A 26,279-nucleotide genomic window follows, 5' to 3' on the forward strand; every position below is an offset into this window, starting at 1 on the left:
GATGAAACTGCACGAAGCACTGAGCATAGATATTAACCGGGTAAACCGGGAAATCGAGAACATTGTAAAATTTGATCCCGATCTCCCCCGTTCATCTATTGTAGCCAAAAGCGTGCTGGACTTGATCCGCTCTGGCGGTAAACGTCTTCGCCCAATTATGGTGCTCGTGGGTGCTCGCTTCGGACCGAAGCCGCTTGGGCGCAAACAATGGCAGCTTGCAGCAGCAGCTGAATTCATACATGCCGCTTCCCTCATTCATGATGATGTAATTGATCGATCGGATCTGCGCCGGGGAAAGCCGGCCATGCATTTGAAGACAGGTGTAAGTCAGGCGGTTCACATCGGCAATTATATGTCACTACGTATTGTTGAGCTGCTCTCGCAGTATTCCTCCGATCAGGAACGATACGTTCATGATTTATCTTCACTTGCTAGCACACAGCTGTGCATCGGAGAATATCAACAAATGTCTCATGCTTTTGATTACGATCAAACACTGGAACAATACGTGGAGAAATCTCGTAATAAAACCGCCCAGTTGATGGCCACGTGTCTGCGGACCGGTGCCCTCTCCTCGGGCTGTGACACACAGACGGCAGACCTGTTATATGAATTTGGCGAATGCCTAGGTCTTCATTTTCAAATTCAGGATGACCTGATGGACTTCACAAAAGATGCCGAGACACTTGGCAAGCCAGCCGGAAGCGATCTCCGGCACGGTCAGGTGACCCTTCCTGTCATGTATGCTTTACAAGATCCCGCTTTATCCGAAATGATACGCTCCATTGGCCCGGATTCTTCTGAGGCTGACATTCAGCAGGCTCTCGAAGCCATACGGCGAAGTGGAGCGCTTGAGAAGACAGCTCAGTTCAGTCACTCGTTTCTAGAGCGTGCAGAAGCTATCATTCAGCAGTTATCCCGTTTTCCTGCATATCAAGATCTGGGCGTCCTTCTTCAATATTTCACCGCAGCTTAATCTAAAACAATCCAAATAAAAGGTGTCTGAGAAGCCTATACAGCGGCTGCTCAGACACCTTTTTTTAAAACTGAGGCAAGATTGCGAGATTTCGCTCCCTTCTTTCTGGGATATCCGAAGGAGAGCGAGCAGATTATACGAGTAGAACAACAGCACCTAACAGAATGAACAATAGTAGATAACAGGTATCTTGAAATGCCCATGTGAGCTTGTAGAGGCTGGTACGCGGTTCGTTTATAACAAAACCTCTGGACTCCATCGAATGAATGAGATCCTGCGCCCTGCGGAAGGCACTGACCGTTACAGGCACGAGCAAGGAAACCAGCATCTTAGCTTTATCCTTCCAAGGCAGTTCCTTCAGATCTGCTCCACGGGAGGCTTGAGCCTTTAAGATTTTGTACGTTTCATCGAGAATTGTCGGGATAAACCGAAGTGCAATACTAATCATGAGACTTAAACGTTCTGGATGCAGCCCGATATGCTTTAACGGCTTTAGAACACCCTCTAATCCCAAATTGAGCTTGCCTGGCGTTGTCGTAAAGGTAAGGATGGCTGTAAATGATACTAGAAGAGCCATACGCAGCACGCTGAGTAGCCCCAATTCCAATCCTTCTTTATATAGCGTTAATGAACCAATACGGAACCAGATATCCCCGCTCTTAACGGTTAGAAGCTGAACAATAAATATAAATATCATTAGGAAGCGTAGCGGTTTCATTGCTTTAATGTAGTATCTATACGAAATTCGTGTACTCCACATCACCAGGATGGAAAAAATGACCGTCATAAGCATATCAGGCCATGAGGATACAAGAACAATCACTACAACGTATAGAAGCATAGATACAAGTTTAGCTCGTGGATCCAGCGCATGAATCCACGAGCCTGTATCAATGCTTCTTCCGATTAATAACTTCTCACGCATGATCCTCCCTCACTTCCCTCATGTCTGAACTCCTAAGAGCCACAATCCGTTCTGCTAAAGACGCAGCGGTAATACATGGCTCTTCATGCTCAAGATCAAATCGCTTAGCCAGAATGCTCCAGTAGCGAAGTGGAAGCGGCACAGCCATGCCATACTGCTCCATGAGGTCCAGCTGGCCAGCTAGCTTACGAACATTACCATCAAAGACACACTGCCCAGCGTGAAGGATAACCCAGCGATCTGCGGCTTCCAGCAGTTCATCCATACGATGTGTAACCATGATGATCGTCTTTCCTTCTTCCTTGCACAACGTCTCCAGTAGCTGTATAAGCTCTTTCCTGCTAACCGGGTCCAGCGTAGCAGTTGGTTCATCCAGGACGAGAATATCGGGCTCCATTGCAAGTACAGATGCTATAGCCACCTTACGCATCTGCCCACCGCTTAGCTGAAACGGACTCCGCTGCAATAACGCAGGATCAAGACCCATTTTGCCAAAAGCCTTCAAAGCAAGTTGCTTCGCTTCATCTTCCGTTGCGCCAAAGTTCATCGGTCCAAAACACATATCCTTCTCAACCGTATCTTCGAACATCTGCTGCTCAGGAAACTGAAAAACCAATCCAACTCGCCGCCGCAGTTCACGCAGTTTCGGGGACTTCTCTCCTGCTCGAATCGTAACATCCAGCACAGATACCGTGCCTGCAGTCGGCTTAATAATGCCGTTAAAGAGTTGGAGCATCGTTGATTTCCCAGATCCGGTCGTTCCAGCTACGCCAATAAACTCGCCTGATTCTACATCAAGATGAATATCACGAAGAGCCGCACTCGCCCAAGGACTTCGAGCATCATAATCGAAAGATACTTGATCTAATTGAATGACCATAAGAAATCCATCAGCTCCTGTTCATGACTAGATCGCCCTACGTGCACTCCACGTGCCTCCAGCTCCTGCGCTAGCTTGTGTGAGAATGGGGCCTCTAAATTGCACAGTGCCATCAGTTCCTTGTTCGCAAACAATTCTCTAGGGGATACATCAGCAATAACTTCGCCTTCTCGCATCGCAAGCACTCTCTCCGAAGCCATAATCTCATCCGCATCATGTGTGATCGACAAAATCGTATATCTTCTTTCCTCATACATCGATTTCAGGATTCGAATTAAGTCTCCTCTGGCCTGTTCATCCAGCATGGAGGAAGCTTCGTCAAGCACCAGAATCTCTGGCTCCATCGCTAGCACGGAGGTGAGCGCTACTCGCTGTTTCTGACCGCCAGACAACTCCGAAGGATGCTTGCCAAGCAGGTGACTGACACCAAACTTCTCTGCATAGCGATCAATTCTCTCTCTCATAGTTGAGCGAGACATACACAAGCCCTCAAGTCCGAAGGCGATATCCTCTTCTACCGTACTGCCTACAAATTGATTATCTGGGTTCTGAAACACCATACCTACCTTACGACGTATGGCGCTCAAATGCTCAGGTATAAGCTTTAGTCCACCTGTTTCAACTAACCCATCATCCGGAAACAAAAGACCATTAAACAGCCGGGACAGTGTTGATTTACCACTCCCATTGCTCCCGGCAATGCTCACCCACTGCCCTTTCGTTACCGTTAAACTAACCGAGCGGATATTCTCCGACTCTCCGTCATACGAGAAACTAACATCTTGAAGTGTTAATACAGCTAGAGCTTGAGGGGTACTATCACGCTCATACTTGTTAACTTCCATATGATCTTGACTATGAAGTTCAGGTTTATCCACGCAAGCTCCCCCTCTTCTTCTCGTTCTACGTATATTAATCTGTAAATCCAGCAAATAAAGATAACTTCGACAGAGACGGCACCAAATATCTTACCGAGATCCCGATCAGAATACCTGTCACGATACCGGTTAACAGCAGTGCCGGTAAGTAATAGAATATGGAAGAAGTCTTGAAAATAATCGAAGCTGCCGTCAATTGGCCAATATTATGTGCTACACCACCTGCGATACTGATTCCGATCAGACTCAATCTCTTTCCACTTATCTTAAGAAGTCCATACATCACTACAAAACTGAAAACTGCACCAAACAAACTAAACAAGAAACTGGAAAAGGTTCCGAAAATCATTGCAGTTAGTACGGTCTTCAACACAATTAATGTGATTGCATCTCTTCCACGAAGGAAATACAAGCAGGTCAGCACCATAATATTGGCAAGTCCAAGCTTGGCACCGGGTACCGACAGGTTCACGGGAATCAGCGATTCCACGATACTGAGGACAACAGCTACAGCCGCAAATATGGCGATGATGACTGTCTTTTTTAGCATTAATGCTGAATCACTAATTGACAACGGCGTCGGTTTCATCCTGATCCACTCCTCCCGAAGTACCTTCCAACTCAACTAATACTTTATGCGGCAAGCAAACAATGCTCTGGTTCTTCTTATCAACAAAGCCAAAGCTTAAACACACTTTATCTGGACAATCTGCCTCGATCATTTCGATGCCATAATCATGTACTTTTAGAATATTCAGTCCATGATCCGTCTTGATCTCAATGATCTGTTCTTCTTCCGTTAACTCCACTGTCTTATACAATTGGCCGTCTACCGTAATTGTTGCCGTCAATGGAATATTGTGATTTTTTTCACTTTCACTTCCACCTAACCATCTCGGAACAAGAAATATAAGGGCTGCTACCAGTAGAACTGAAATCAGCACCATGTCACCGCGTTTCATAGGCATCTTCCTTATTTTTTGATTATATAAATCTTAGACGTCCTCATTATACTCACTCTCCGGCAATCCTTCAATGTAGGAAACAACCATTTTTGCACGTTTGAGAATGATTTCACAAAATCATCACCAAATCCAAAATTTTAATCAAAATTTTAAATAAAATATGAGAAGTCTCACATCCCCGCGTCAGTCGGCTCTGCTATAATCCAGTCGAAACCAGGTGGAAATGAGGAATTGATGTGAAAAAAAACAAGCTATCTCCGTTGCTTCTGCTCCTATCCGCCCTGTTAATTGTTGGGGGATGTTCAAACGCCGGCCCTAATTCCATAAATTCGAATGATAAGACCACTAGTAAACAGACGGAAATTAAAGATCCCATAAAGAAGTCATACTATATATTTGACACCATCGTTCAGGTGAAGGTTTATGATAGCCGAATCACAGATCAGCATTTCAATGAAATCGAGGAGCTTCTACACAAGATTGACGCTGAAATGAGTCGTACTAATAATACTAGTGAGCTCTTTAAGATCAATAGTAATGCTGGTATCAAACCTGTTCAGGTGTCTGAGGAGACTTTTAGTGTCATCCAAAAAGCTTATGATTATTCCAAGATGACAGATGGCCGTTTCAATCTTGCAATCGGACCTCTGGTCTCCTTATGGAATATAGGTAATGAAGGTGCGCATGTGCCTGATCAAGCCGAAATTAATGAACTGATTCCACTAAGCCAGTATGATCTGATCGAGCTCAATCCTGATAAGCGTGAAGTATATCTGAAGCAAAAAGGAATGATACTAGATCTCGGTGGTATCGCCAAGGGTTACTCCGCAGATGTTATTGCTAAATATTTGACAGACAACGACTTCCATAGCGCCATCATTGATCTTGGCGGGAACGTTCTTGCTCTTGGTCAGAAGCCTGGCGGTCGTAAATGGACCATCGGTATTCAAGACCCAGACCTTACACGCGGTATCCCTATTGGCAATCTGAAAGTTGAGAACCAGACGATTGTTACCTCAGGAGTGTATGAACGTTTCTTCGAGGAAGACGGCAAATATTATCACCATATCTTAGACTCGGAGACGGGTTATCCTGTTGATAATAACTTAAGCAGTGTCACCATCCTCACAGAAAAATCGGTTGATGCTGATGCGTTGTCTACCTCCATCTTCTCTATGGGACTTGATCGTGGTCTTGAATTTGCCGAACAGTTAGATCATGTGGAGGCTCTGTTTATTACGAAGGACAAGAAAGTATACATCACCTCCGGTATGGATAAAGTACTGGAAATGACAAATGACCAATATAAGCTCATGAAGTAATTAAAAATAACAGGGCATCTCTTCTAATTAAGAAGGGGTGCCCTGTTATTATAGTTATATACTGTCGTATGGTTCTGACAATTATGAGGATCTAGAGCAGAGCACATCGCTGTTAAGCTTCTTAAGCGCTCTCCTTAGTAGCCCTCATATAATTCACGAACATACCTGCAAAATCGGGATCCCACTGCGTTCCTCGGCCCTCTTCTAGAATGTTCAGCGCTTCAGACGCCCTCATACCACTCCGATAAGGGCGATCGGATGTCATCGCATCATAAGCATCCGCAACCGCTATAATGCGTCCATAGAGTGGTATTTCTCTTCCCTTTAACCCGTCAGGATAGCCGCGACCATCGTAGCGCTCATGATGGGAACGTACACCCTCTAGGTAAGGTGCCATAGCATCTGCTGGTTCAATCTGGCGCAAAATATTCTCTCCTTGCTCCGGATGTGATTTCACTTGTGTAAATTCTTCTTCCGTTAAACGTCCTTCTTTTAGTAATACATTATCCCTCACTCCGATTTTTCCGATGTCATGAAGCAGTGCGGTCTTATGCAGCAGATCAATATCTTCCTCACATAGCCCGGCTAACTTTCCAAGAAGCACCGAATACTCGGCAACACGAAAGCTGTGCCCCGCTGTGTAGGGGTCTCTTGCATCCAGTGCAGCAGCCAGCGCAGCAAAGTAACTGTCGAGCAGTTTCCGATTACGATCCTCACGCACCTGCAGACCACGAACCATCATGTTGAAACCAGCAACTAAAGTGGAGAATTCATCTGAATACAGATTAGAAGTCTGAATGAGGTTACCTTCCTTCACTTCGTTCATAGCTCGGTACATCTGACGGATGGGACGATTTACATCCTGTGTCAGGAGCAGCGCCCCTATATAGGCAAAAGCTACACCAATCAATAGAATAACTCCAGCCCAACCCCAGTACTCCTGAGATACGATCTCATCAAATTTCTCCAGCCTAATCTGGGCCGCCAGACTGAACAGAAATAATGGAAACGTTCCAATGAGCATCGTACTAAGCAAAAATTTCGTGCGAATCGCAGTGAACACATGTCCTTCAAGCGAAAAATCGACTCCATATCGAGACAATGCCTGTCTTCTTAGCTCTTTCACCACTGGCCGAATGGCTGCCACGGTTAAGAAAAACTCGATCATTGCATGACAGCTGGCAATCAATACAGCCCCAAGGGATGCTAACCAAATATAAAATGAAGGAATACTCAACAATCCATGGTTCAACATCCAAATCGTCATAAGTATGGCCGGTACAGACAATCCTAATAAATGTGGCCCATAAATCCGGTAAACAGCCCGCCGCGGCATAAGATGTGCTTGAAGATAGGCCGCTTCCAAGGATCCCAGATCCGTACTCGGTTGAGTTAACGCCTCCTTAATCAAACGAAGATGCCTCATAAATACACACATCTCTGCGACAACCATGATCAGAAACGAAATACCCATAATCATTAACAGGCGTATTCCTTCAATATAAGAAACCTCAAAGGTGGTAATCAGCAGCACACCACCCACCACAAGTACAGCAATTAAAGAACCAATCAAATAATTACGGATAAGCTGTTTTAAGAAGGACTTATAAAGTTCCATAAAATGCCTACTTTCGTCGCAATTAATAGTATTATGCCGGTATAATCACAGCTGTAGGGTAGATCGCAACCAATAGATATAAATTAGGTATAATTTACCTGTATATTGAATATCGTTGGAATCGACAAAAAAATCAAGCGATTTTGTTGCATATTACTCGTATAAAATAATATCCCTTGTTTTTTCTCATTCTATATGTTAAGATATTTGAATGTAAGTTGATATTTAACCCCGTAAGTTCCTCGCATCAAGAATTTCTATTCTCACATGAAGTTGAGAAAAATTCCTATTTTCTAACCCAAAAGTAAGAGTTTAAAGATGTTGGTTTTCTGATTCACACTGGAGCGGTCTTCGGAGCCGCAAGGACGAAAGAGAGGCAGGGCTTTTGTTGTATTGGAAGTAATGTTCCCGATATTAAACTTCAATCACAAGGAACCGACTGGTAGTGCCTTATTAGGCCGTCAGGGGTTAAATATATAGGCGCTTGAACGCCAGAATTATTAAGTACCCTGCAGAATACATTCTGCAGGGTACGTCTATATTTACATGATTTAGATGGATCAAAAAAGTAATTAAATGTTACACCACCCTTTAACATACATATCATGCCATTTATGTTGTCGATTCCCTGCCTTTGTGGCATAATGGAGCCATAGATCCGGCAGCCACAATGAAGGCATTTCGTTTGTACACCACAAACGAAATGCCTTCATGTTTATCGCTAATATTTTTACATTAAATGTAACATTTCTTGTCCGGGCTGCTAAATAGGAGGTTGAGGCTATCGGTATATCACTGTAGACGTTCCTTCCATTAAGATTATGAATACGGAGGATGTTTATATGATTATTCCTAAAACCGAACAAGGAAAGAAACCTAAAGATCGGGCAGGCATCTTCATATTTGCGGTATCCTGCATCTCAACCGCAATTCTAATATTTATAATTGTCGAGATTATCCTGAAGACCATGTTCGGAACCTTGAAGTGAACATTTGTACATCAGGGAGGATCATTGATGAAATGGATTGGTAAAAGCATCATATTTCGTTTTTGCTATATCTCAATCTACGATGAACCATAGTACGAGTAAAGGAGATTGACGATGAATTTGAATTTGCAGAAGATCAACATTAGAGAAACACTCGTTTCCCAGTTATCATTTTTTGACGAACAGCTCAAGCTCTTTCTCGATCAATATCTCCCCCCTACCGAAGATGTTCGGATTAAACGGGAACGTAAAAACACCCGAGCTTTCATTGAACGTTATATGTTCAAGCTGGAGCAGCACCTGAATAGCCATACAACTGGTGAGGATGTTCCTTGTCCTGATTTCGTTTTTCTAGGGAGCACAGTTACACTACAATATGTTGATACTAGACAGGTTATCTCCTACACACTATGTATGCCGGAGGATTCGGATCCGAGCAGTCACTGCATGTCGATCGTTTCTCCACTGGGGTTCCAGCTACTTATGGCTACTAAAGGAAGCCAAGTGACTATTGTGACACCAGGCCGGATTGCGGAAGTGAATGTAGTGGATATCCAAATGGCTTCACCATCTGATTGAACATCAAATAACACACTACAATAGTAGGTTATCTTAATAATAAGGGACGGTCCTAGATGGACCGTCCCTTTTTGTGCGAAATCAAAAATCAAAGTTGTCTGGGTCTGGACCAACACGGTGATCCTGATTCAATGCATCAATTTTCTTCATCTCTTCTAGGGTTAGTTCAAAGTCGAATACTGATGCATTTTCAATAATCCGATGTTCTTTCGTAGATTTTGGAATGGTGATTACACCGTGCTGCAAATCCCAACGCAATATTACTTGAGCGATAGATTTATTATGTGCATCAGCAATACCTTTCAGCACTTCATTATCCAGAAGCTGACCTTGCATTAAGGGTGACCAAGCTTCAAGCTGAATGTTCTGTTCTTTTGTATAGCTTAGTAAATCTTTCTGGGTCAGGAACGGATGAAATTCAACTTGGTTGATAACGGGTATAATTTCAGCATCTTGTAATAGATCTTCGAGATGATGCATTTGAAAGTTACTCACTCCAATAGCTTTGACTTTCCCCTCTTTATATAACGTCTCCAGGGCTCTCCAAGCTTCTTTATACTTACCTGCCACAGGCCAGTGAATGAGGTATAAATCCAAATAATCTAGACCCAGCTTATCCAAGCTTGTCTTATAAGCATTAAGTGTAGATTCATATCCGAGATCTGCATTCCATACCTTGGATGTGATGAATAGCTCTTCTCTTGTAAGCTGGTTCTCAGCCAGCGCTTCACGGATGCCTTGCCCGACACTACGCTCGTTGCCATAGATCGCAGCCGTATCAATACTTCGATATCCATGTTTCACGGCAGACTTAATTGCCTCAACTAGTTCTACTCCTTCTTCCACCTTAAATACCCCGAGTCCCATCCATGGCATTTCAATACCGTTGTTTAGGGTGCTTTTGCTTTGTAAATTGTGTGTCATCATTATGACCTCCTGAAAGTTAGTTAATAATTTTACGAATGCTGAATTGTTCCTGCAGTGCTAGTGTTGTGAGCTTGTCTTTCCTGAACACGACTCCATGCCGTTAAAACAACAGCCCCCAGCACCATGAGAGCACCAATCCATGTTGTATGAATCAAGCCGATACGAGCCGTAACGATTCCACCTAGATATGCCCCTATTGCTATCCCTGCATTAAAAGCAGAGATGTTAAGAGCGGATGCGATATCCACTGCTTTGGGTACATAGCGTTCCGCCAGCGTAACTACATAAACCTGAAGCCCGGCCACATTCATAAAGGCCAGTAGCCCCATAGCTAGGACGGTTATTAACCCTGCTACTTTATACGGTGCCGTGAGAGCCAGAATAAAGAGAATAACAGCCTGTATAGCAAACATATAAAATAAGGCTGAGAGCGGATTTCGATTAGCGAGCTTCCCTCCGATGATATTACCAATTGCGATAGCAACACCATAGAGCAGAAGAATAAAAGCGACCGATGTCTCCTTAAATCCGGTTATCTCATGAAGCAAAGGGGATAAATAAGTGAACACAGCAAAGGTTCCTCCGTATCCGAGTGCGGTAATAATGAGCGCGGTGAGCAGCTGCTTATTGGTAATTAGTTTAACCTGATCAAGAAAAGAGATTTTACTGCCTCTACCTAAATGCGATGGAACCAATACCATATTCGCGATCAAAGCAATAAGACCAATAATGACAATCGATATAAAAGCAGCTCGCCAACCGATTTGCTGCCCTATATAGGTTCCCAATGGGACGCCTGTTACTGTTGCGATTGTGAGTCCGGAGAACATCGTTGCAATCGCGCTGGCTTTGCGATTCTCCGGTACGAGTGACGCTGCGATGGTCGATCCAATAGACATGAATATACCATGGGAAAGTGCTGAAATAACACGGGCTGTAAGCAGCATGACAATACCGCTCGAAAGTGCAGCAAGGCTGTTGCCTGCGATAAAGACAAGCATAATCCACATCAGCAGCGTTTTACGTGAAACCCCTGTTGTTAACGATGTTAATATAGGCGCTCCAAATGTAACGCCTAGAGCATATAAAGTAACGGTTAACCCGGATAAGGTAATCGATATATTTAAGTCCTCAGCAATCATAGGGAGAAGTCCCACACTAATAAATTCTGTTGTTCCAATTGCAAAAGCGCTTATGGCAAGTGCAATGAGTGCCATCACACTTCGCTTTTTGTCCTGCGACATCTTTTCCACTCCTGTATGGTATTCACCGGCCGGGTGATGTTATTATCTATCTTGTGAATATAAATGAACAGTACGTACTTTTAAGTGCTATAGGCACTAAAAAGTACCTATAACGATAAAAAGATATGGAGGCAGTTGATCCGGTGACACAGAAAAAATACAATATTTCCGTTGAAGCTACACTTGAGGTGATCGGAGGTAAATGGAAATGCGTTATTTTATGCCATCTAACCCATGGAAAAAAACGGACGAGTGATCTGAGACGACTCATGCCCGCAATCACTCAGAAAATGTTAACGCAGCAGCTCAGAGAGCTTGAGCATGACGGGATCGTGAATCGAATCGTATACAATCAAGTACCTCCAAAAGTGGAATATGAGCTTAGCGAATATGGATGGAGTCTTAAATCCATACTCGATTCTTTATGTAATTGGGGCGAAGGTCATATTATCAAACAGTACGGCGATAAATCTGCTGTGTTGGAGGATAACATACTGAATAACGATACCTCTATGAGCTGATAAAAAACCCCTGACAGCTTAGCTGTCAGGGGTTTTTAAACTACTATACCTTATTAGATAAATGCACTTGTGATGATTACAAGCAGGATAAACAATACGAGGATTGCTCCAACTCCGCTACCGTATCCGCCACCTACGCCGTATCCTCCAACAACTTCACCCATGATTCATTCCTCCTTTGTTTTTAACCACACCATATCTTATGTCGCTGGAGTCAAATGGTCAGGGCGTTTCGGCAATCATGACGCCCAAATCATGCGTCAGTGATCTGTATTAAAAAAGACAAGTCCTAAGACTTGTCATTAAACTTTCTGATTAAGATTGCAGCAGCATCTCAATATCTTGCTCCATATCTAATGGGTCTGTAGTCGCCTCAAACCTTTTGATCACTTCTCCCTCTGCACTGATCAAGAACTTCGTAAAGTTCCATTTAATTGAATCTCCAGGCAGATAATCCGGGTATTTCTCATTTAACATGGCTGTTAGTAATTTGGCTACAGAATGAAACGGATTGAAGCCTTCGAATGGTTTGGATGCAGATAAGAATTTAAACAAAGGATGAGCATTCTCCCCACGCACTTCAACTTTCTGAAACATCGGAAAGGAAACACCATAGTTAATCATACAAAAGGTATTTACTTCTTCATTCGTACCTGGTTCCTGTTCTGCAAACTGATTACACGGGAATCCTAAAATTACAAATCCCTTCTCTTTGTACCGATCATATAGCCGCTGTAAATCGGCATATTGGAAAGTGAATCCGCATTGGCTTGCTGTGTTCACAATCAGAATGACTTTCCCTTTATATTCCTCAAGCGAAACTTCTCTTCCACTCATTAAGGTCCCGGTAAAATCAAATACGTTCATACCTGTTTCTCCTTTGAATTCTCAAATGGTTTACTTAGACTATATCGGTCAAAGGAGTCTCGCTTTACACAATAACCTTATTCACTTGTCCCTGTCTCTCATCTGTTTCATAGCCTGATGGCCGAATACAGCGAAAGCCCCCGTCAGAATTCCTTGAATAATCGCCTCAACCCCCCAGCCCATGATACCTATAGCAGAAAGTACAGCGAACACAACTACAATATACACGATGCTCCAATTAGGCACTTTCGGGGTAAGTTTCAGAATATAACCAATAACCCAACAAGCCGCTACGACCATTAACAACTTCGGATCAATCATTTCAAAAATCATGTTCCATTCCATTTCGCCCACGACCTTTCTGTTATGAACTTAATGATGCTGCCTTTCTACTTCATTCTATGAAAGTTTTTAAGAATAGCTTGTTCATTAGCATATTATCTCGAAAATAAGATTAGTACTGATTAGCCCCCTGCCCAGCACACTTTATAGGCAGAAGCATACCTTAGGGTATAACTTAAATATGGGAGTGAACTCATTGAATCATTATCAAATGCATCAACACCCAATGCACCACCATCACCAAGCACATCAAATGTCACAACCACTTGTTGTATATCCTGTCGATCCATGTGTTGTAGAAACCTTACAATCGGTTATGGGAAAACGTGTTGTTATTGAAACGACACGCGGAAGCGTGGAAGGATGCGTTGCTGGCGTAAAACCAGATCATGTCATTATCGAAACTAGAGGTAGAAAATTCTTCGTTCGTATCGCTGAGATTGTATGGATTATGCCTGAATAATAAATATAAAAGAGCTGCAGATCCGCAGCTCTTTTTGATCATTTTATCCTTTTTTTTAGACTATTAAATGAAGTATAAATGCAGATAACAACATAAATAGTATGAGAAAAACGAGTTTATACCCTGCGCTAAGATACCGATTACTCCCTGTTTTTCTCCAGTATAAGAACGGGTAGGTACTAGATATCACAATAATAGATACTGCTGTAATGGTTGCTAATTCGATAGAAATGATATTCAGCTCCCTGCCACTTTTTAGACTTAATATGTGTATATTACGTACCACCCACCAGTATTACAGTAATTCATGGCGATGGTATTTTTAATAGGCTTAATATATAAACACACAAAATACCTTTAGGTTATATCCTCCAGTATTAGGTTTTTAAAAGCAGCAAGGAGTGAATGCACCTTAATTATGTCAATTCAACAATAGCAAAATAGCGCAACCCCCATATCAGAGAGCTGCGCTAATTATCCCTTTATAGCTAGGTTACCGAAAAGAGTTGAGCTAAAACATATACTCTCCTTGTTAACCACCCAGCTTGTCTTGAACAGATTGAAGCTTTTGTTTGCTTGATGAAGCTTGATCCCGGCGATCGTCGATTTTGACAGCTGTGGATACACGTTTGGCACCGGATAAGAATGGCGCTTCATGAAGCGCGGCAATAGCCTGCCATACATCGCTCAATTCACCTTCGATAATTGTACTCATTGACGTCAATTCATATGAGATTCTCTCCTGCTTCTGCAGCACCCTCTGCATCTCTGCAACATACATACTTAGGCTTGTTGTAGCCGTTCCAATCGGAATGACAGTTACTTCAGCAATGGCCATGGACGATAACCTCCTAATATAGGCTTTTACATAACATTATTGTACCAGTCTAGGACATCATTTCAAATTCTCATATGAACCGATTCTCGTTCAAATAATGCTCTCAAACGCAATGACTCATAAAGCGTGTATCTCCTTAGAAAAGGTCGTAATTCGTCAAAATGTGCGAAATCTCACCCTCTTTTGGCGGATTGCAGATTGGCGATTTCCCTCCTCATTTGCTATAATTCACCTTGCGTCTATTTTTAAGAAAAGAGTTTACAAGCACAATATATTGGGTTAAATTTAATAAACATCAACCAAATATAGTGTATGCAGGTGTTTGACACTTCATAGAGTTGTCACACTTAATAGGGAAGCATGGTGCAAATCCATCACGGTCCCGCCACTGTAAAGGGTTTTAGATCGCATTTTTTGCGTTTCTGAGATGACTTCGGCTTTAAGCCACTGAAGGCTGCGTTAGACCTTTGGGAAGGCGCCGAACTCTATACCCCAAGTCAGGAGACCTGCCTGTATACAGTAAAGCACCTATCCTACGGGAAATTAGGAAAGTGTTCTCTTACTGCGTCTGTACATATCAGCGAGCCCTAAAACGGCGGCTCAAGCTACTATGCACACTTCACCCACAGCGCATACGAACATTTTCAGCCTTCCTAAGGTTTGGAAAATGTTTTTTTAATGTTCTTTTTCCCATTTCCCCCTAAGAAAGCGAGGATTTACCCATGCCCCAAATCGTAGTTAAACCGAACAACCGTCAATTAGCTTTTGATCCAAATCGCCTCTCTGTATATGCCGATCGGATTTTGAATGAACTAGACATGCTGAATAAGGAGCAACTGCTTCGCGGTGTGAATTCTAAACTCCGTGGCGAACAAGTAACTGGTGAGGAGATCAGCAATGCGTTCACCATGTCGGCACTCGAGCTTGTTACTAAAGAAGAACCGAACTGGAAGTTCGCAGCGGCTCGTTCGCTTTTGACATCCTTATATAAAAAAGCGGCTAACCATCGTCGTTACAAAGCTTATCCGGACGAGCCATACGGTAACCTATATCCTCTCATTACTGAGCTGGTGCAAAAAGGTATCTACCGTGAAGAGCTTCTGGAATGCTATACCAAAGCACAAATTGAAGAACTCGCAGAAACAATTGATTATACCCGTGACTTACTGTTTGACTATATCGGACTGTTGACACTCGCTGAGCGTTATCTTGCTACTGATTTTGATGGTCGTGTGATGGAGCTTCCGCAAGAGCGTTATATGATTATTGCCATGTACCTCATGCACAAAGAGCCTGCAGAGAAACGTATGGATCTTGTTAAAGAAGCATACTGGGCAATGAGTAATATCTATATGACCGCAGCAACGCCAACCATGTCCAACGCCGGCAAGAAGGTAGCAGGTCAGCTGTCCAGCTGCTTCATCGATACCGTGGATGACTCACTTGAAGGCATCTTCGATTCCAACACGGACGTAGCTCGTCTCAGCAAAATGGGTGGCGGCATCGGCGTTTACCTTGGAAAGGTTCGTGCCCGTGGTTCAGACATTCGTGGACACAAGAACACAAGCTCCGGCGTTATCCCTTGGATTCGTCAGCTGAACAACACCGCTGTTAGCGTAGACCAGCTTGGTACACGTAAAGGTGCAATTGCCGTTTATCTGGATGTATTCCATAAAGACATCCTTGCCTTCCTAGATCTGAAGCTGAACAATGGTGACGAGCGTATGAGAGCACATGACGTGTTCCACGGCGTATGTCTACCTGATATGTTCATGGAAGCTGTTGAAGCTCGTGATGAGTGGAGTCTCTTCTGCCCGCACGAAGTGAAGAAAGTAATGGGTTGGAAAGACGAGAACGGTCGTCCGCTCGGTCTAGAAGACTTCTATGACGAGAAACTTGGCGAAGGCAAATTCCGTGAAAAATATGCAGAGGCTGTAGCGAATCCACAGCTTTCCCGTATTACGGTTCAAGCCATCGACATTATGAAACGTATTATGAAATCCCAGCTAGAAACCGGTACACCGTACATGTTCTATCGTGACACGGTTAACCGCGCTAACCCGAACTCCGCACACGGTATGGTTTACTCATCTAACCTGTGTACTGAAATTATGCAGAACCAATCGGCTACCGTTGTGGAACAAGAAGAGCTTGTAACCAAGGATGGACAGACTCGCATCGTCATCTCCAAAGTTCCTGGTGATTTTGTTGTCTGCAACCTGAACTCCATTCACTTGGCTCGTGCAGTTCCAGCGGGTGTGCTCGAACGTCTCGTACCCATTCAGGTGCGTATGCTCGACAATGTTATCGACATCAATAATATCGAAGTACTGCAAGCACAATACACGAACAGCCAATACCGCGCAGTCGGTCTCGGAACCTTCGGTCTGCATCACTTGCTGGCTCTTGAAGGTATTCGCTGGGAATCTGATGAGGCGGTTGCCTATAACGATAGTCTGTATGAAAAAATCAACTACCTGCTCGTTAAATCCAGTATGGAACTGGCCAAAGAAAAAGGTCATTATCCGAAATTCAAAGGTTCTGACTGGGAGAACGGTGAATACTTCACGTTCCGTGGTTACACCGATGGTGAGCATGAAGGCAAATATGTAACAACAGAACAGTGGCGTGAACTGCAGCAAGAAGTGCAGCAGAATGGTGTTCGTAACGCATGGCTCTTCGCGATCGCACCAAACGGATCGACTTCCATCATCGCTGGCTCTACGGCAAGTATTGATCCACTGTACGAACTTCTTTCTTATGAAGAGAAAACAACTTACAAGATTGCTAACCCAGCTCCGGACCTATCCGAAAAGACGATCTGGTATTACAAAACAGCCTTCTTGATCGATCAGAACTGGTCCATCAAAATGGCAGCCGCTCGTCAGCGTCACGTTGACCAAGCGCAAAGCTTCAACCTGTACGTTCGTCCGGACATCAAGGCTTCTGAGTTCCTGGAACTTCACCTTCATGCTTGGAAAGCCGGCTTGAAATCGACTTACTATGTACGTAGCCGTGCGCTTACGATTGAAGAATGTGAGTCATGTGCTAGCTGATTTTTCGATCCCTCCCAAACCCTCCCTTCCAAGGGAGGGCCCCAAGGGCTCTGCCCTCTGGACACCCGGAAATAGAGCTTCGATTAAGGAGTGATTTGGGTTGAGGTACGGCTTGCTGGTGTAAGGAGCGCTTACTCCCCTTCGGGAACGCTCTACTTTAGAGCGAAGATAATGAGTTACACGGGCGTTCTTTAGTGTTACTAACTGCTAGGAACGCTCTCCCTTTGGGATTTGCTCCACGTTTGTGCGTAACTTGTGAGTTACATGGGCGTTCTTTAGAGTTATTAACTGCTAGGAACGCTCTCCCTTCGGGATTTGCTCCACATTTGTGTGTAACTTGTGAGTTACATGGGCGTTCTTTAGAGTTATTAACTGCTAGGAACGCTCTCCCTTCGGGATTTGCTCCACGTTTGTGCGTAACTTGTGAGTTACATGGGCGCTCTTTAGTGTTGCTAACTGCTAGGAACGCTCTCCCTTCGGGATTTGCTCCACGTTTGTGTTTAACTTGTGAGTTAATTTTGCGCTTTTTTACCTCTACTACCTGCTTGGAGCGCTCTCCCTTCGGGAATCGCTGTGAGTTTAGTGCATAACCTGTGAATTAGGCGTTCTTTAGAGTTACTAACTGCTAAGAACGCCCTCCCTTTGGGATTTGCGCTATTTTAGTGCATAACTTGTGAGTTACTCTGTGCTTCTATACCTTTCATACCTGCTCAGAGCGCTCTCCCTACGGGATACGCTGTGGGTTAGTGCATAACCTGTGAGTTGTTTATGTTACTTCGTCCATCCTTCTGCTGTAAGCGGGCGATCCGCAAACCAGCAATTGAATATACTAACTAAATCATTTAAAGACTACATCGGCTAAGGATATCCCATCGGAAGAGTTTACGTCTGCCTTTGTTATCCCTTTGCGACCTCTATGAATACAAATCCCAAGCAAAGGGATAACAACAGCGGCTGTAGAGGGGATTTCCGTCCCAGATATCCGGCCTCCAAGGAGAGATTAAGCATGCAAATGCAAAAAATATTTAATACGGAAGCCCCTAACCAATCCACTCGTATCATCGAAGGTGAATGTTCAGGTATTCTGAACTGGAACGACATCCGTATGCCGCACATGTACAAACTATACAAAGTGCTACTCTTGAACCACTGGATCGCTGATGAGATTCCAATGTCCAAAGATGCATCACAGTTCCCACGCCTTGATCCGGAAGAACAGCGCACATTCAAAATTAACATTTCCTTGCTAGCTGTGCTTGATTCCATGCAGACGATGTTCGTTGGGGATGTAAAACGCTACTTCACCGATTCTTCCCTTGAAGCGATCTCGGCAATCATCGGTCAACAGGAAGTTGTCCACAACCAATCTTACTCCTACGTTCTCTCTTCGATCGTATCGGAGCAAGAACAAAAAGAGATTTTTGAATACTGGAAGCATGATCCGGTTCTTCTAGATCGCAACCGTTTCATCGCAGATATTTATCAGTCTTTCCGTGATAATCCATCACCACAGACTTTCTTCGAATCTATGGTTGCTGACCTGATTCTCGAAGGGATTTTCTTCTACAGCACATTCGCCTTCTTCTACAACCTGGCACGTGACCAGAAGATGATGGCGACAAGCCAGATGATCTCTTACATTCAGCGTGATGAGAATCAACACTGCTACTTCTTCGCTGAAGTGTTCAAGCAGCTACTTGTTGATTTCCCTGAACTGAACTCCAAAGAGAACATGGACTACTTGTACCGCACAATCGACCGTGCTGTTGAGCTCGAAACAAACTGGGCTCACTACACACTCAGCAACGTTCGCGGCATTGACCTGAACGAGCTGTCCGATTACATTAAGTACATTGCGAACCGTCGTCTGAAAATGATGGGCATGGAAAAAGCTTATGAAGGCGTAGATGTAAACTGCATGCCTTGGATTAAGCCTTTCTCCGACGAAGCTTTGAACGCAACCAAGACAGACTTCTTCGAAGCGAAGTCCCGTAACTACGGTAAAGTCGGCGACGACAACGGATTCGACGATCTATAATATAAACACATCAAAAAACCTCCGTATTCTTCCTTTTTGGAAAGGGTACGGAGGTTTTTTGATCTATGAAATTACAATACCGTTCCTTTCGGTGCTTCCTTCCTCCTCCCACCTATCTCCATCTTTAGATGCTTCAGCTGTGCCACAATAATCACACTGATCACAACCAGCAGAAACCATGAGCTTATCTTCCCGATATGTACCAAACTCCATGTTTTCTCCTGTCCCGGATATGTCCAAGCACCCAGAAACGTTGAAATATTCTCTGCAATCCAGATAAAGAATCCGATTAACAAGAAAGACAACGTTAGCGGCATCCGATAGGTGGTACCTTGCACATCAAATTGCACAACCGTTCTGAGAAATACAATAAAGAGCAGTGCAGTCAGCACCCAACGAAAATCCCATATATAGTGATGCGTAAAGAAGTTAGCATAAATAGCAGCACTTATTAATACAGTCAGAATCGGTAATGGCCACCCCGTTATCCGCAGGTTCATCCGGCGCCATGCCTGACAAATATAACTGGCAACGCTCGCATACATGAAGCCGCTATATAGTGGCACTCCCCCAACTTTACTCCAACCTTCCTCCGGATATGACCAAGACCCCATATGCACCTTATACAGCTCCAGCATAAGCCCAATCACATGGAACACGCAGATAACCTTAAGTTCATCCCATGTCTCCAACTTAAAAACTACCATGCCGATCTGAGCGAGCAGGCAGATGATCAGAATCAGGTCATAACGCGCTAGTCCTGGAACTTCTATATATTTGGTCAGCGCAAGTGTAGCGAAGATGATCACTGGAAAAATACACGACAGCGCCTGCTGTATGCCGAACGCCCATAGTTTACGGATGAATGTCATATATACCTCCTACTAACTATCTATTCAGAAGCTCCAAGCGTACCACAATCATAACGGATATTAATGACATCACCGTAACGAGTTTGTAATGAAATAGGGACTAGTATAGGGCCCACTAGAATTTAAAATCAATCTTCAAATCGCAGCGTAAAAATAATAGCCTGCTCAATACGGCTTAACGATTCAGGTGAGAAATCCAAGTTTTGAATTTTTTGATTGCTCGTTGATTGCATTCCCCATAAATGTATAGATTCTTCAGTAGTGAATGTCTTCGGTTCTTGATTTTGAATCACGCCTCGTGCGGTCAAAGCTTGATCCCATGGAGTCGTTAACGTAGAGAGACTTGCGCCCGATTCATTTTGGATGCTAACTTTTATCTTCAAATCATCAGCCTGGCCATCAATAGAAATGGCATCCAAAGACACGATGACTTCTATTTCACCCTCTGTCTTCCCGTCTACCGATTCAAAGAACAAATCCCTTATAGATCCGACTGAACCTACCTTCTTACCCTCCTTCCATAGATCGATGTCCAAGCTTGCATGGGGCCTATCCCCTTCATATCGCAACTTAAAAGCACCAGACATATCACCTAGAAATAACTTGAACTTTGCTCCTTCACCCTTGAATAGATCAACTGGTTTCTGTGTGATTTTTGTAGGTCCATCCTTACTTTTCATGACGGGCCCATCTGATTCTGATTCACATCCCGTTAAAATTAACAATATGATAAACATACAGGCCAAAATACGCATAACACCCCTCCTATTGGAAGACTTTACCGCAAATATAGAGTGTACACCACTCGGGGATTTAGCCGATTTCATACTCATATATAAATATATATCAACTTCATAATCTCAGTAGATACATCAATCATTATTCACAAAAAAGGATGAGCCTGAAAAGGTTCCCCTCTCCATAACTCATCCTTCATATTAAATGTCGACCACCGTATTCAATGATAATGGATTAGCATACTCCCCATTCTTACACAGCTAGATCCACTGCCGTTTTTCCTTTTTTCCGCAATAAAAATGTTAAGGGAACTGCTACAGCCGCAATGCCGGTACCGACCAGGAATACATCGTCGATGCCCATCGTCATCGCAATCGGTTGATTCATAACGCCTTCACCCACATAATGTGATGTTCTTGATACAATCAATGCGCTGAATATGCCGATGGATAAAGACGCCAGTCCCTGACGTGCCCAGTTCGTAATCGACGAAGCATGCCCCGAATATTCACTGGAGACCGCACTCATCGCTGCATTCGTAAGCGGCATGTTACATAGCGCTATGCCGAGGCAACGAACGAGCTGGAGACCTGCGATCGTGTAGATCGAGGTAGCTGCCGTAATATTGCTAAATGCTGCAGAACCTGCCACGATGATCAGGATGCCTGCTAGCACCAATTTGAATGGACCAATACGGTTATAGAACTTACCAATGATCGGTGACGCTGCAGCCATAACAAGCGCCCCTGGCAGCATGATAAGTCCTGTCTCCATCGGTGACAACATAAGTACTGTTTGCAAGTAGAGCGGAACGAGAAGCGTTCCCGTATACATCGAAACGGTCACAATGCAGTTTAAGATCAAGCTATAGCGAAACCGTGGAAAACGGAATACTCTCAGTTGAAGGAGTGGCGTTGCTGTTTTTAACTCCCATACGATAAAGAAGCTAAGTAACAAAACACCTATCGCAAGCAGCGATACCGTCTTCCATGAACCCCATCCCCATTCACTGCCGTGACTAACGGACAACAGAAGGAATGAACTACTGATCACAACAGATAGAAATCCGAGCGTATCAAAAGACTTTTTCTCACTCAATTTGTAGTATGGAATGAATTTAGCCACAATAAAAATAGACAAAATTCCAATGGGGACATTCAGAATAAATATGGACTTGTAGCCAAAATACTGAACCATCCAGCCCCCAAGAGTAGGTCCGATTACAGGCGCCAGCATGGACGCTAGACTCCAGAGTCCCATTGCGTAGGCCTGACGCTCACGATCAAACACTTGATAAATGATCGTCATCGTAATCGGAATGATCATTCCGCCAAATATCCCTTGAATAATTCGGAATGTAATCAGTGATTCAATATTCCATGCGGTAGCACACAGGGCTGAGAATAGAATAAAGCCGATTAGCGAAATAATAAACAACCGTTTATAACTTAGCTGATCGCCCATATAACCAACAACCGGGGCAACAATCCCTGTAGCGAGCAAATAACCTGCCATTAGCCACTGCACCGTGCTAAGTTCTGCACCGAATGTATGCATCACTACGGGAAAGGTGACATTAATGGTTGTGATACTTAATACAGCCAGAAAATTACCGAAGAAGATTGCGCTCATGATGAGCCAAAAAGATGATTGTTTTTGTGTTTTCACAAGCTGCCTCCAAACATAAATCAGATTGTCAATCGATGTGTATAAAACATAGAACCCACCTCAGCGCTCTTTCATGTAGCGAGCTTAAGGTGGGACCCTCATCAACTGGATTCATTTCAAGTAAATAACTTACGACGCAGTAAATTCAGCATAATGTAGAGCATATCAGCTTCATCCTGATCAAGCTGCTTAAAGGATTCCATAATGCTCTCATCGCCTTCACTTCGTGCGCCTTGTACAAGCTCCCGTCCAGCATCCGTATAATGAACATAATGGCTGCGACCATCCCGAGGATTGGGCGTCCGACGAACTAGCCCTCTCTGCTCAAGTGAGTCCACCAAATATGTAATCGTAGCCGCTTTAAGTTCGAGATGCTCTGCAAATTGGAGAGGAAGACATGGCCCCTGCTGATCTATAAAACTCAAAATCGAGTACTGATTCAGGTTCAAATCGTTGTTCCTAAGATATTTGAGAAACGAGACCACACGGTGTTTTGTCATCTTATCTGATAACTCGCGGTACACGTCCATTAACATCTCCACACTCGTATCATGACTGTGTTTCAGAATCATTCACCTCCAAGTTACTATTCAATTTTAATTCAAATATTCAAACTTGTAAATGGAATTTTCATTATTTTTCATTATATTTTCATTATTTATACCATAAGTAGTTCGAATAACTGTACTATAATATGAAATGAATAACATATTTTTTTAATAAAAAAAAGCTTTCACTAATCCGGCATCAGTGAAAGCTTGTATGATTTACACTCTATTCTAATCATCCGCCAGCAACTCTCGCAGCATCATCTCGCGGTTATTGACGAACTCCTTCATAATCATAAAGTGGTCGGTCTCTTCAAGACTACATTCATCAATCCCCTCTTCATGTAGTCTCAAAATCCGGGCATCTGGATAAGCCATCAGAATAGGCGAATGAGTAGAGATAATGAATTGTGAGTTGTCTTGGACAAGATCATGAATCCGGGTCAGCAGCGCCATCTGTCGGAATGGAGACAGCGCCGCTTCAGGCTCATCCATTATATACAACCCATTCCCACTGAACCGGTGTAAAAAGGTAGCAAAGAAAGACTCCCCGTGTGATTGTTGATGCAGTGACTTCCCCCCATAGGATTGATACAGCCCGGGGTGCTCACGCTCCAATGCATCAATCTCAGAGGCCACGTTATAATAACTTTCCGCACGGAAGAAGAATCCGTCTCTTGGCTTACGTACACCTCTTACCGCTCGAATATATCGGTACAGATCCGAGTGTGTCTCTTCCGTAGCAAATGAGAAATTCAGCGTCCCTCCTTCTGGATTAAAACCTAGAGCAGCTGCAATTCCTTCTAACAATGTCGATTTTCCCATCCCATTCTCCCCAACGATATACGTTACCTTCGGATGGAATTTCAGTTCATCAAGCATCGCTACCGCTGGCAAGTTAAATGGATATTGATCAAATGAAGGTATTCGATCTCTAAGCAAAGTTACGGCTCTTAAATAAGCATTCAAGGTGGAAGTATCGATCTTTTCCGCCCTCCTTCTTGCCCGCCTTTTAGCACGGTGGTATTGGTTCTAATCCATTCCAATATAACAGATATCCCATAAGCGAAAAACGGCGGACCCCCTCATACTCTTCAGGAATCCGCCGCTTCTATTATATATTCATCGCTATTTATTTCTCATTCAATAAGAATTGATAAAGATCTTCAACCTTCTCATCCGTTAGTGTTCCACTGTTGTCGAACACCTTAATCGAAGTTTGCGGGATATCCCAGTTGACTTCAGGAACAAAATCCACACGCTTCTTAAAGTCATCCCAATGATCCAGCTTCCATTGATCGCGCTCGGTCTGTCTGTCAATAATACGCTCCTTTTGTAAATCCATATCCTGAAGCGTAACTACAATAACCTTCACATCAACTTCAGCCTTAGTCAGACCTGCTGCTGAAATAACTTCTTCAATCCACTCCCGGTTTTTCAGCTCAGCCGTAAACGGGGAGATCATAAATACGTTCTGTCCTGCATTCAGGTTCTCAATACAAATATCTTTCGTTGTATCATACTCTAGATCACGAAGATTTTCCTTATAAAATGCGGAATCCCGATCATTCGGGTCCAGGCCATTTGCTTCCAAGAACTTCTCAACAAATCGTCCACCAACGGTATCACGATCTAGAAATGCCGCAGGAATGCGGACTGCAAGTTTCTTCGCAACCGTTGTTTTACCCGTTCCGGCCACACCAACAAAAAAAACTAGCTTTTGCATATCATACCTCCATCTTGAAACTTCTGATTTACTGCTTACTTCAAGCTTTGCTTGTGCTGTTGATTCTTAGACATGCTTCTTCTACTAATTCTTCCACAGCAGAATTCAAACGATCCGAAAGTACGTCTGCCATATCGAAGCCGCCATCTTCTGTACGAGCTACCTGTGCATCAACCGCATATACACCGCCTAGAATATGACGAGCACCGATGGATGACAGCACCGGTTTAAGTGAATAGTCGATGGACAATAAGTGTGCTAAGCTTCCGCCGATGAATAGTGGCAGAATGATTTTTCCCGCTAGCCCCTTTTCAGGGATAAGATCTAAAAATGTCTTAAGCACACCCGTGTACGAAGCCTTATATACTGGGCTTGCGATAATAACCGCATCAGCTTCTGCAACGAGTCCATTCGCCTTTACGATATGTTCACTCTCAAACTTCGTGTGAATCAAATCCTCTGGTGGCAGCTGGCCCACATCGATTCTCGTTACCTCGAAATCAGCATCTCTTAGACGTTGTTCTGCAAAATCCATAATGGCAGTCAGTCGAGATCCGACTGTCGGACTACCGTTAATAATGACGGCTTTAGCCATTATTATCCCCCCTATAGGTTCATTATCATGTCGCCTTGTTGGCGTTCAGTCCTATTGTTGTTCTTCTTTAGGACGGGCTTTTTTCGCCGCTATCCAGAAAAAAAGACTTCACAAGATTACTGTAAAGTCCTCCGGTGGTCCGGTCGTAACCTATTTAGACAAATTCATAGTGAATTCATCTGATTTAGTAACATGTTATCAATCCGTCTCCGCTTTTGTCAATGCTAGGAAGCCTTACACCGTGCGCCTTTCTCCCACTCTAGAACCCACCATCCATACTGAATAACGAGCAATAGCCCGATAATCGTTGAAGGTATTGTCCCATTAATGTAACGAGTAAACATAAATAGTCCAGCAAGTAATACATATAGCAGTACTCTAATACCATTCATTCGAAGTGAGTCTCGTCTAGGCAGAAGCAGAAGAAGTGACATCCCTTGTTCCTCAGAATGATCAACCCGATGACGATAGATTAGCCAATGTAGTCCACTATGCAATATAAACAGAACCATAGGCTGAACCAATAAGAAAATTGCAGGATTAGCTACAGGACGAATTAGGTCTAAGCTAAATCCCCTAGAAGTTCGCGGGCCTGAATTTTCTAAGGTAATAAGCCAGCTATACTGAAGTCGTAGCGTGGCGTAAATGGACAAGAGTGAAAGGAAGAAACTCCATAAAAAGATCAGCTGTCTTTGTGTCATTCT

Annotated in this window: 28 protein-coding genes and 1 riboswitch; of the genes, 8 read left to right on the plus strand and 20 right to left on the minus strand. The window is 43.6% G+C overall.

The features are described from left to right. The first annotated feature begins 1 nt into the window (after nucleotide 1). Nucleotides 2-976: a polyprenyl synthetase family protein gene (locus tag AC3WJJ_RS16385; protein ID WP_492542325.1), complete on the plus strand. Its 975-nt coding sequence runs from the start codon at nucleotides 2-4 to the stop codon at nucleotides 974-976. 133 nt (nucleotides 977-1,109) lie between these two features. Here AC3WJJ_RS16385 and AC3WJJ_RS16390 read toward each other — a convergent pair whose 3' ends face one another. Genes AC3WJJ_RS16390 through AC3WJJ_RS16410 form a run of 5 tightly spaced genes read right to left on the minus strand, consistent with a single transcriptional unit; the run spans nucleotide 1,110 to nucleotide 4,621 of the window. Next, the gene (locus AC3WJJ_RS16390) at nucleotides 1,110-1,901 is read right to left on the minus strand and encodes an energy-coupling factor transporter transmembrane component T family protein (RefSeq protein WP_492542327.1); all 792 of its coding nucleotides are present in this window, start codon (nucleotides 1,899-1,901) and stop codon (nucleotides 1,110-1,112) included. Then, nucleotides 1,894-2,781 (minus strand): energy-coupling factor transporter ATPase, encoded by an 888-nt coding sequence (locus AC3WJJ_RS16395; protein WP_492542329.1) that lies wholly within the window; start codon nucleotides 2,779-2,781, stop codon nucleotides 1,894-1,896. The genes AC3WJJ_RS16390 and AC3WJJ_RS16395 overlap by 8 nt, the downstream gene beginning before the upstream one ends. Continuing rightward, nucleotides 2,766-3,659 (minus strand): ATP-binding cassette domain-containing protein, encoded by an 894-nt coding sequence (locus AC3WJJ_RS16400; protein WP_492542331.1) that lies wholly within the window; start codon nucleotides 3,657-3,659, stop codon nucleotides 2,766-2,768. The genes AC3WJJ_RS16395 and AC3WJJ_RS16400 overlap by 16 nt, the downstream gene beginning before the upstream one ends. Before the next feature lie 34 nt (nucleotides 3,660-3,693). Beyond that, entirely contained in the window at nucleotides 3,694-4,248 is a 555-nt protein-coding gene (locus AC3WJJ_RS16405) for a Gx transporter family protein (RefSeq protein ID WP_422659609.1), read from the minus strand. Next, nucleotides 4,223-4,621 (minus strand): NusG domain II-containing protein, encoded by a 399-nt coding sequence (locus tag AC3WJJ_RS16410; protein ID WP_492542333.1) that lies wholly within the window; start codon nucleotides 4,619-4,621, stop codon nucleotides 4,223-4,225. The genes AC3WJJ_RS16405 and AC3WJJ_RS16410 overlap by 26 nt, the downstream gene beginning before the upstream one ends. 239 nt (nucleotides 4,622-4,860) lie before the next feature. Here AC3WJJ_RS16410 and AC3WJJ_RS16415 point away from each other — a divergent pair, with 239 nt between their 5' ends. Continuing rightward, a complete protein-coding gene (locus AC3WJJ_RS16415; RefSeq protein WP_492542335.1) occupies nucleotides 4,861-5,946 on the plus strand; it encodes an FAD:protein FMN transferase in 1,086 nt (361 codons plus the stop codon). A 121-nt stretch (nucleotides 5,947-6,067) separates the two neighbouring features. On the opposite strand, the gene AC3WJJ_RS16420 is transcribed toward AC3WJJ_RS16415, so the two are convergent. Continuing rightward, nucleotides 6,068-7,564: an HD domain-containing phosphohydrolase gene (locus tag AC3WJJ_RS16420; RefSeq protein WP_492542337.1), complete on the minus strand. Its 1,497-nt coding sequence runs from the start codon at nucleotides 7,562-7,564 to the stop codon at nucleotides 6,068-6,070. Between the two features lie 842 nt (nucleotides 7,565-8,406). Here AC3WJJ_RS16420 and AC3WJJ_RS16425 point away from each other — a divergent pair. Continuing rightward, nucleotides 8,407-8,553, plus strand: coding sequence for a hypothetical protein (locus AC3WJJ_RS16425; protein ID WP_422659605.1), 147 nt, complete (start codon nucleotides 8,407-8,409; stop codon nucleotides 8,551-8,553). Between the two features lie 114 nt (nucleotides 8,554-8,667). After that, entirely contained in the window at nucleotides 8,668-9,132 is a 465-nt protein-coding gene (locus AC3WJJ_RS16430) for a GreA/GreB family elongation factor (RefSeq protein ID WP_492542340.1), read from the plus strand. 81 nt (nucleotides 9,133-9,213) lie between these two features. Here AC3WJJ_RS16430 and AC3WJJ_RS16435 read toward each other — a convergent pair whose 3' ends face one another. Together AC3WJJ_RS16435 and AC3WJJ_RS16440 are read right to left on the minus strand one after the other, a co-directional pair. After that, nucleotides 9,214-10,056, minus strand: a complete 843-nt coding sequence (locus AC3WJJ_RS16435; RefSeq protein WP_492542341.1) for an aldo/keto reductase — start codon at nucleotides 10,054-10,056, stop codon at nucleotides 9,214-9,216. Between the two features lie 32 nt (nucleotides 10,057-10,088). Continuing rightward, on the minus strand, nucleotides 10,089-11,303 hold the full coding sequence (locus tag AC3WJJ_RS16440; RefSeq protein WP_492542343.1) for an MFS transporter: 1,215 nt from the start codon (nucleotides 11,301-11,303) through the stop codon (nucleotides 10,089-10,091). A 143-nt stretch (nucleotides 11,304-11,446) separates the two neighbouring features. On the opposite strand from AC3WJJ_RS16440, the gene AC3WJJ_RS16445 reads away from it, so the two are divergent. Next, complete coding sequence (locus AC3WJJ_RS16445; protein ID WP_492542345.1) at nucleotides 11,447-11,824, plus strand: winged helix-turn-helix transcriptional regulator; 378 nt, start codon at nucleotides 11,447-11,449, stop codon at nucleotides 11,822-11,824. 53 nt (nucleotides 11,825-11,877) lie between these two features. Here AC3WJJ_RS16445 and AC3WJJ_RS16450 read toward each other — a convergent pair whose 3' ends face one another. From AC3WJJ_RS16450 to AC3WJJ_RS16460, 3 genes are all read right to left on the minus strand, one after another. Then, a complete protein-coding gene (locus tag AC3WJJ_RS16450) occupies nucleotides 11,878-11,988 on the minus strand; it encodes a YjcZ family sporulation protein (RefSeq protein WP_422659600.1) in 111 nt (36 codons plus the stop codon). 151 nt (nucleotides 11,989-12,139) lie between these two features. Continuing rightward, entirely contained in the window at nucleotides 12,140-12,691 is a 552-nt protein-coding gene (locus AC3WJJ_RS16455) for a glutathione peroxidase (RefSeq protein ID WP_492542347.1), read from the minus strand. An 81-nt stretch (nucleotides 12,692-12,772) separates the two neighbouring features. Continuing rightward, a complete protein-coding gene (locus AC3WJJ_RS16460) occupies nucleotides 12,773-13,036 on the minus strand; it encodes a phage holin family protein (protein WP_492543055.1) in 264 nt (87 codons plus the stop codon). A 208-nt stretch (nucleotides 13,037-13,244) separates the two neighbouring features. Here AC3WJJ_RS16460 and AC3WJJ_RS16465 point away from each other — a divergent pair, with 208 nt between their 5' ends. Continuing rightward, a complete protein-coding gene (locus AC3WJJ_RS16465; protein WP_492542349.1) occupies nucleotides 13,245-13,496 on the plus strand; it encodes a YuzF family protein in 252 nt (83 codons plus the stop codon). Between the two features lie 532 nt (nucleotides 13,497-14,028). Here the strand turns inward: AC3WJJ_RS16465 and AC3WJJ_RS16470 are convergent. Next, nucleotides 14,029-14,334, minus strand: a complete 306-nt coding sequence (locus AC3WJJ_RS16470) for an MTH1187 family thiamine-binding protein (RefSeq protein ID WP_492542351.1) — start codon at nucleotides 14,332-14,334, stop codon at nucleotides 14,029-14,031. Between the two features lie 299 nt (nucleotides 14,335-14,633). Beyond that, nucleotides 14,634-14,862: riboswitch (cobalamin riboswitch) on the plus strand. A gap of 194 nt (nucleotides 14,863-15,056) precedes the next feature. Here AC3WJJ_RS16470 and AC3WJJ_RS16475 point away from each other — a divergent pair. Beyond that, nucleotides 15,057-17,390, plus strand: coding sequence for a ribonucleoside-diphosphate reductase subunit alpha (locus AC3WJJ_RS16475; protein WP_492542353.1), 2,334 nt, complete (start codon nucleotides 15,057-15,059; stop codon nucleotides 17,388-17,390). Nucleotides 17,391-18,396: 1,006 nt separating this feature from the next. Further along, nucleotides 18,397-19,428, plus strand: coding sequence for a ribonucleotide-diphosphate reductase subunit beta (locus tag AC3WJJ_RS16480; protein ID WP_492542354.1), 1,032 nt, complete (start codon nucleotides 18,397-18,399; stop codon nucleotides 19,426-19,428). Nucleotides 19,429-19,499: 71 nt separating this feature from the next. On the opposite strand, the gene AC3WJJ_RS16485 is transcribed toward AC3WJJ_RS16480, so the two are convergent. The 8 genes from AC3WJJ_RS16485 to AC3WJJ_RS16520 form a co-directional block, all read right to left on the minus strand. Then, nucleotides 19,500-20,300: a DUF817 domain-containing protein gene (locus tag AC3WJJ_RS16485; protein WP_492542355.1), complete on the minus strand. Its 801-nt coding sequence runs from the start codon at nucleotides 20,298-20,300 to the stop codon at nucleotides 19,500-19,502. Nucleotides 20,301-20,428: 128 nt separating this feature from the next. Next, nucleotides 20,429-21,055: a hypothetical protein gene (locus tag AC3WJJ_RS16490; protein WP_492542357.1), complete on the minus strand. Its 627-nt coding sequence runs from the start codon at nucleotides 21,053-21,055 to the stop codon at nucleotides 20,429-20,431. A 235-nt stretch (nucleotides 21,056-21,290) separates the two neighbouring features. Beyond that, on the minus strand, nucleotides 21,291-22,706 hold the full coding sequence (locus tag AC3WJJ_RS16495) for an MDR family MFS transporter (protein ID WP_492542359.1): 1,416 nt from the start codon (nucleotides 22,704-22,706) through the stop codon (nucleotides 21,291-21,293). Between the two features lie 116 nt (nucleotides 22,707-22,822). Beyond that, nucleotides 22,823-23,278, minus strand: a complete 456-nt coding sequence (locus AC3WJJ_RS16500) for a MarR family winged helix-turn-helix transcriptional regulator (protein WP_492542361.1) — start codon at nucleotides 23,276-23,278, stop codon at nucleotides 22,823-22,825. Between the two features lie 207 nt (nucleotides 23,279-23,485). Further along, complete coding sequence (locus tag AC3WJJ_RS16505; protein WP_492542363.1) at nucleotides 23,486-24,223, minus strand: AAA family ATPase; 738 nt, start codon at nucleotides 24,221-24,223, stop codon at nucleotides 23,486-23,488. Between the two features lie 163 nt (nucleotides 24,224-24,386). Then, complete coding sequence (locus AC3WJJ_RS16510) at nucleotides 24,387-24,980, minus strand: P-loop nucleotide/nucleoside kinase family protein (protein WP_492542365.1); 594 nt, start codon at nucleotides 24,978-24,980, stop codon at nucleotides 24,387-24,389. Between the two features lie 40 nt (nucleotides 24,981-25,020). Beyond that, on the minus strand, nucleotides 25,021-25,575 hold the full coding sequence (gene ssuE / locus AC3WJJ_RS16515; RefSeq protein WP_422659589.1) for an NADPH-dependent FMN reductase: 555 nt from the start codon (nucleotides 25,573-25,575) through the stop codon (nucleotides 25,021-25,023). Nucleotides 25,576-25,799: 224 nt separating this feature from the next. Continuing rightward, nucleotides 25,800-26,276 (minus strand): hypothetical protein, encoded by a 477-nt coding sequence (locus AC3WJJ_RS16520; protein WP_492542366.1) that lies wholly within the window; start codon nucleotides 26,274-26,276, stop codon nucleotides 25,800-25,802. Nucleotides 26,277-26,279 lie beyond the last annotated feature (3 nt).

The organism is Paenibacillus sp. FW507-14B1B (genome assembly GCF_058781425.1).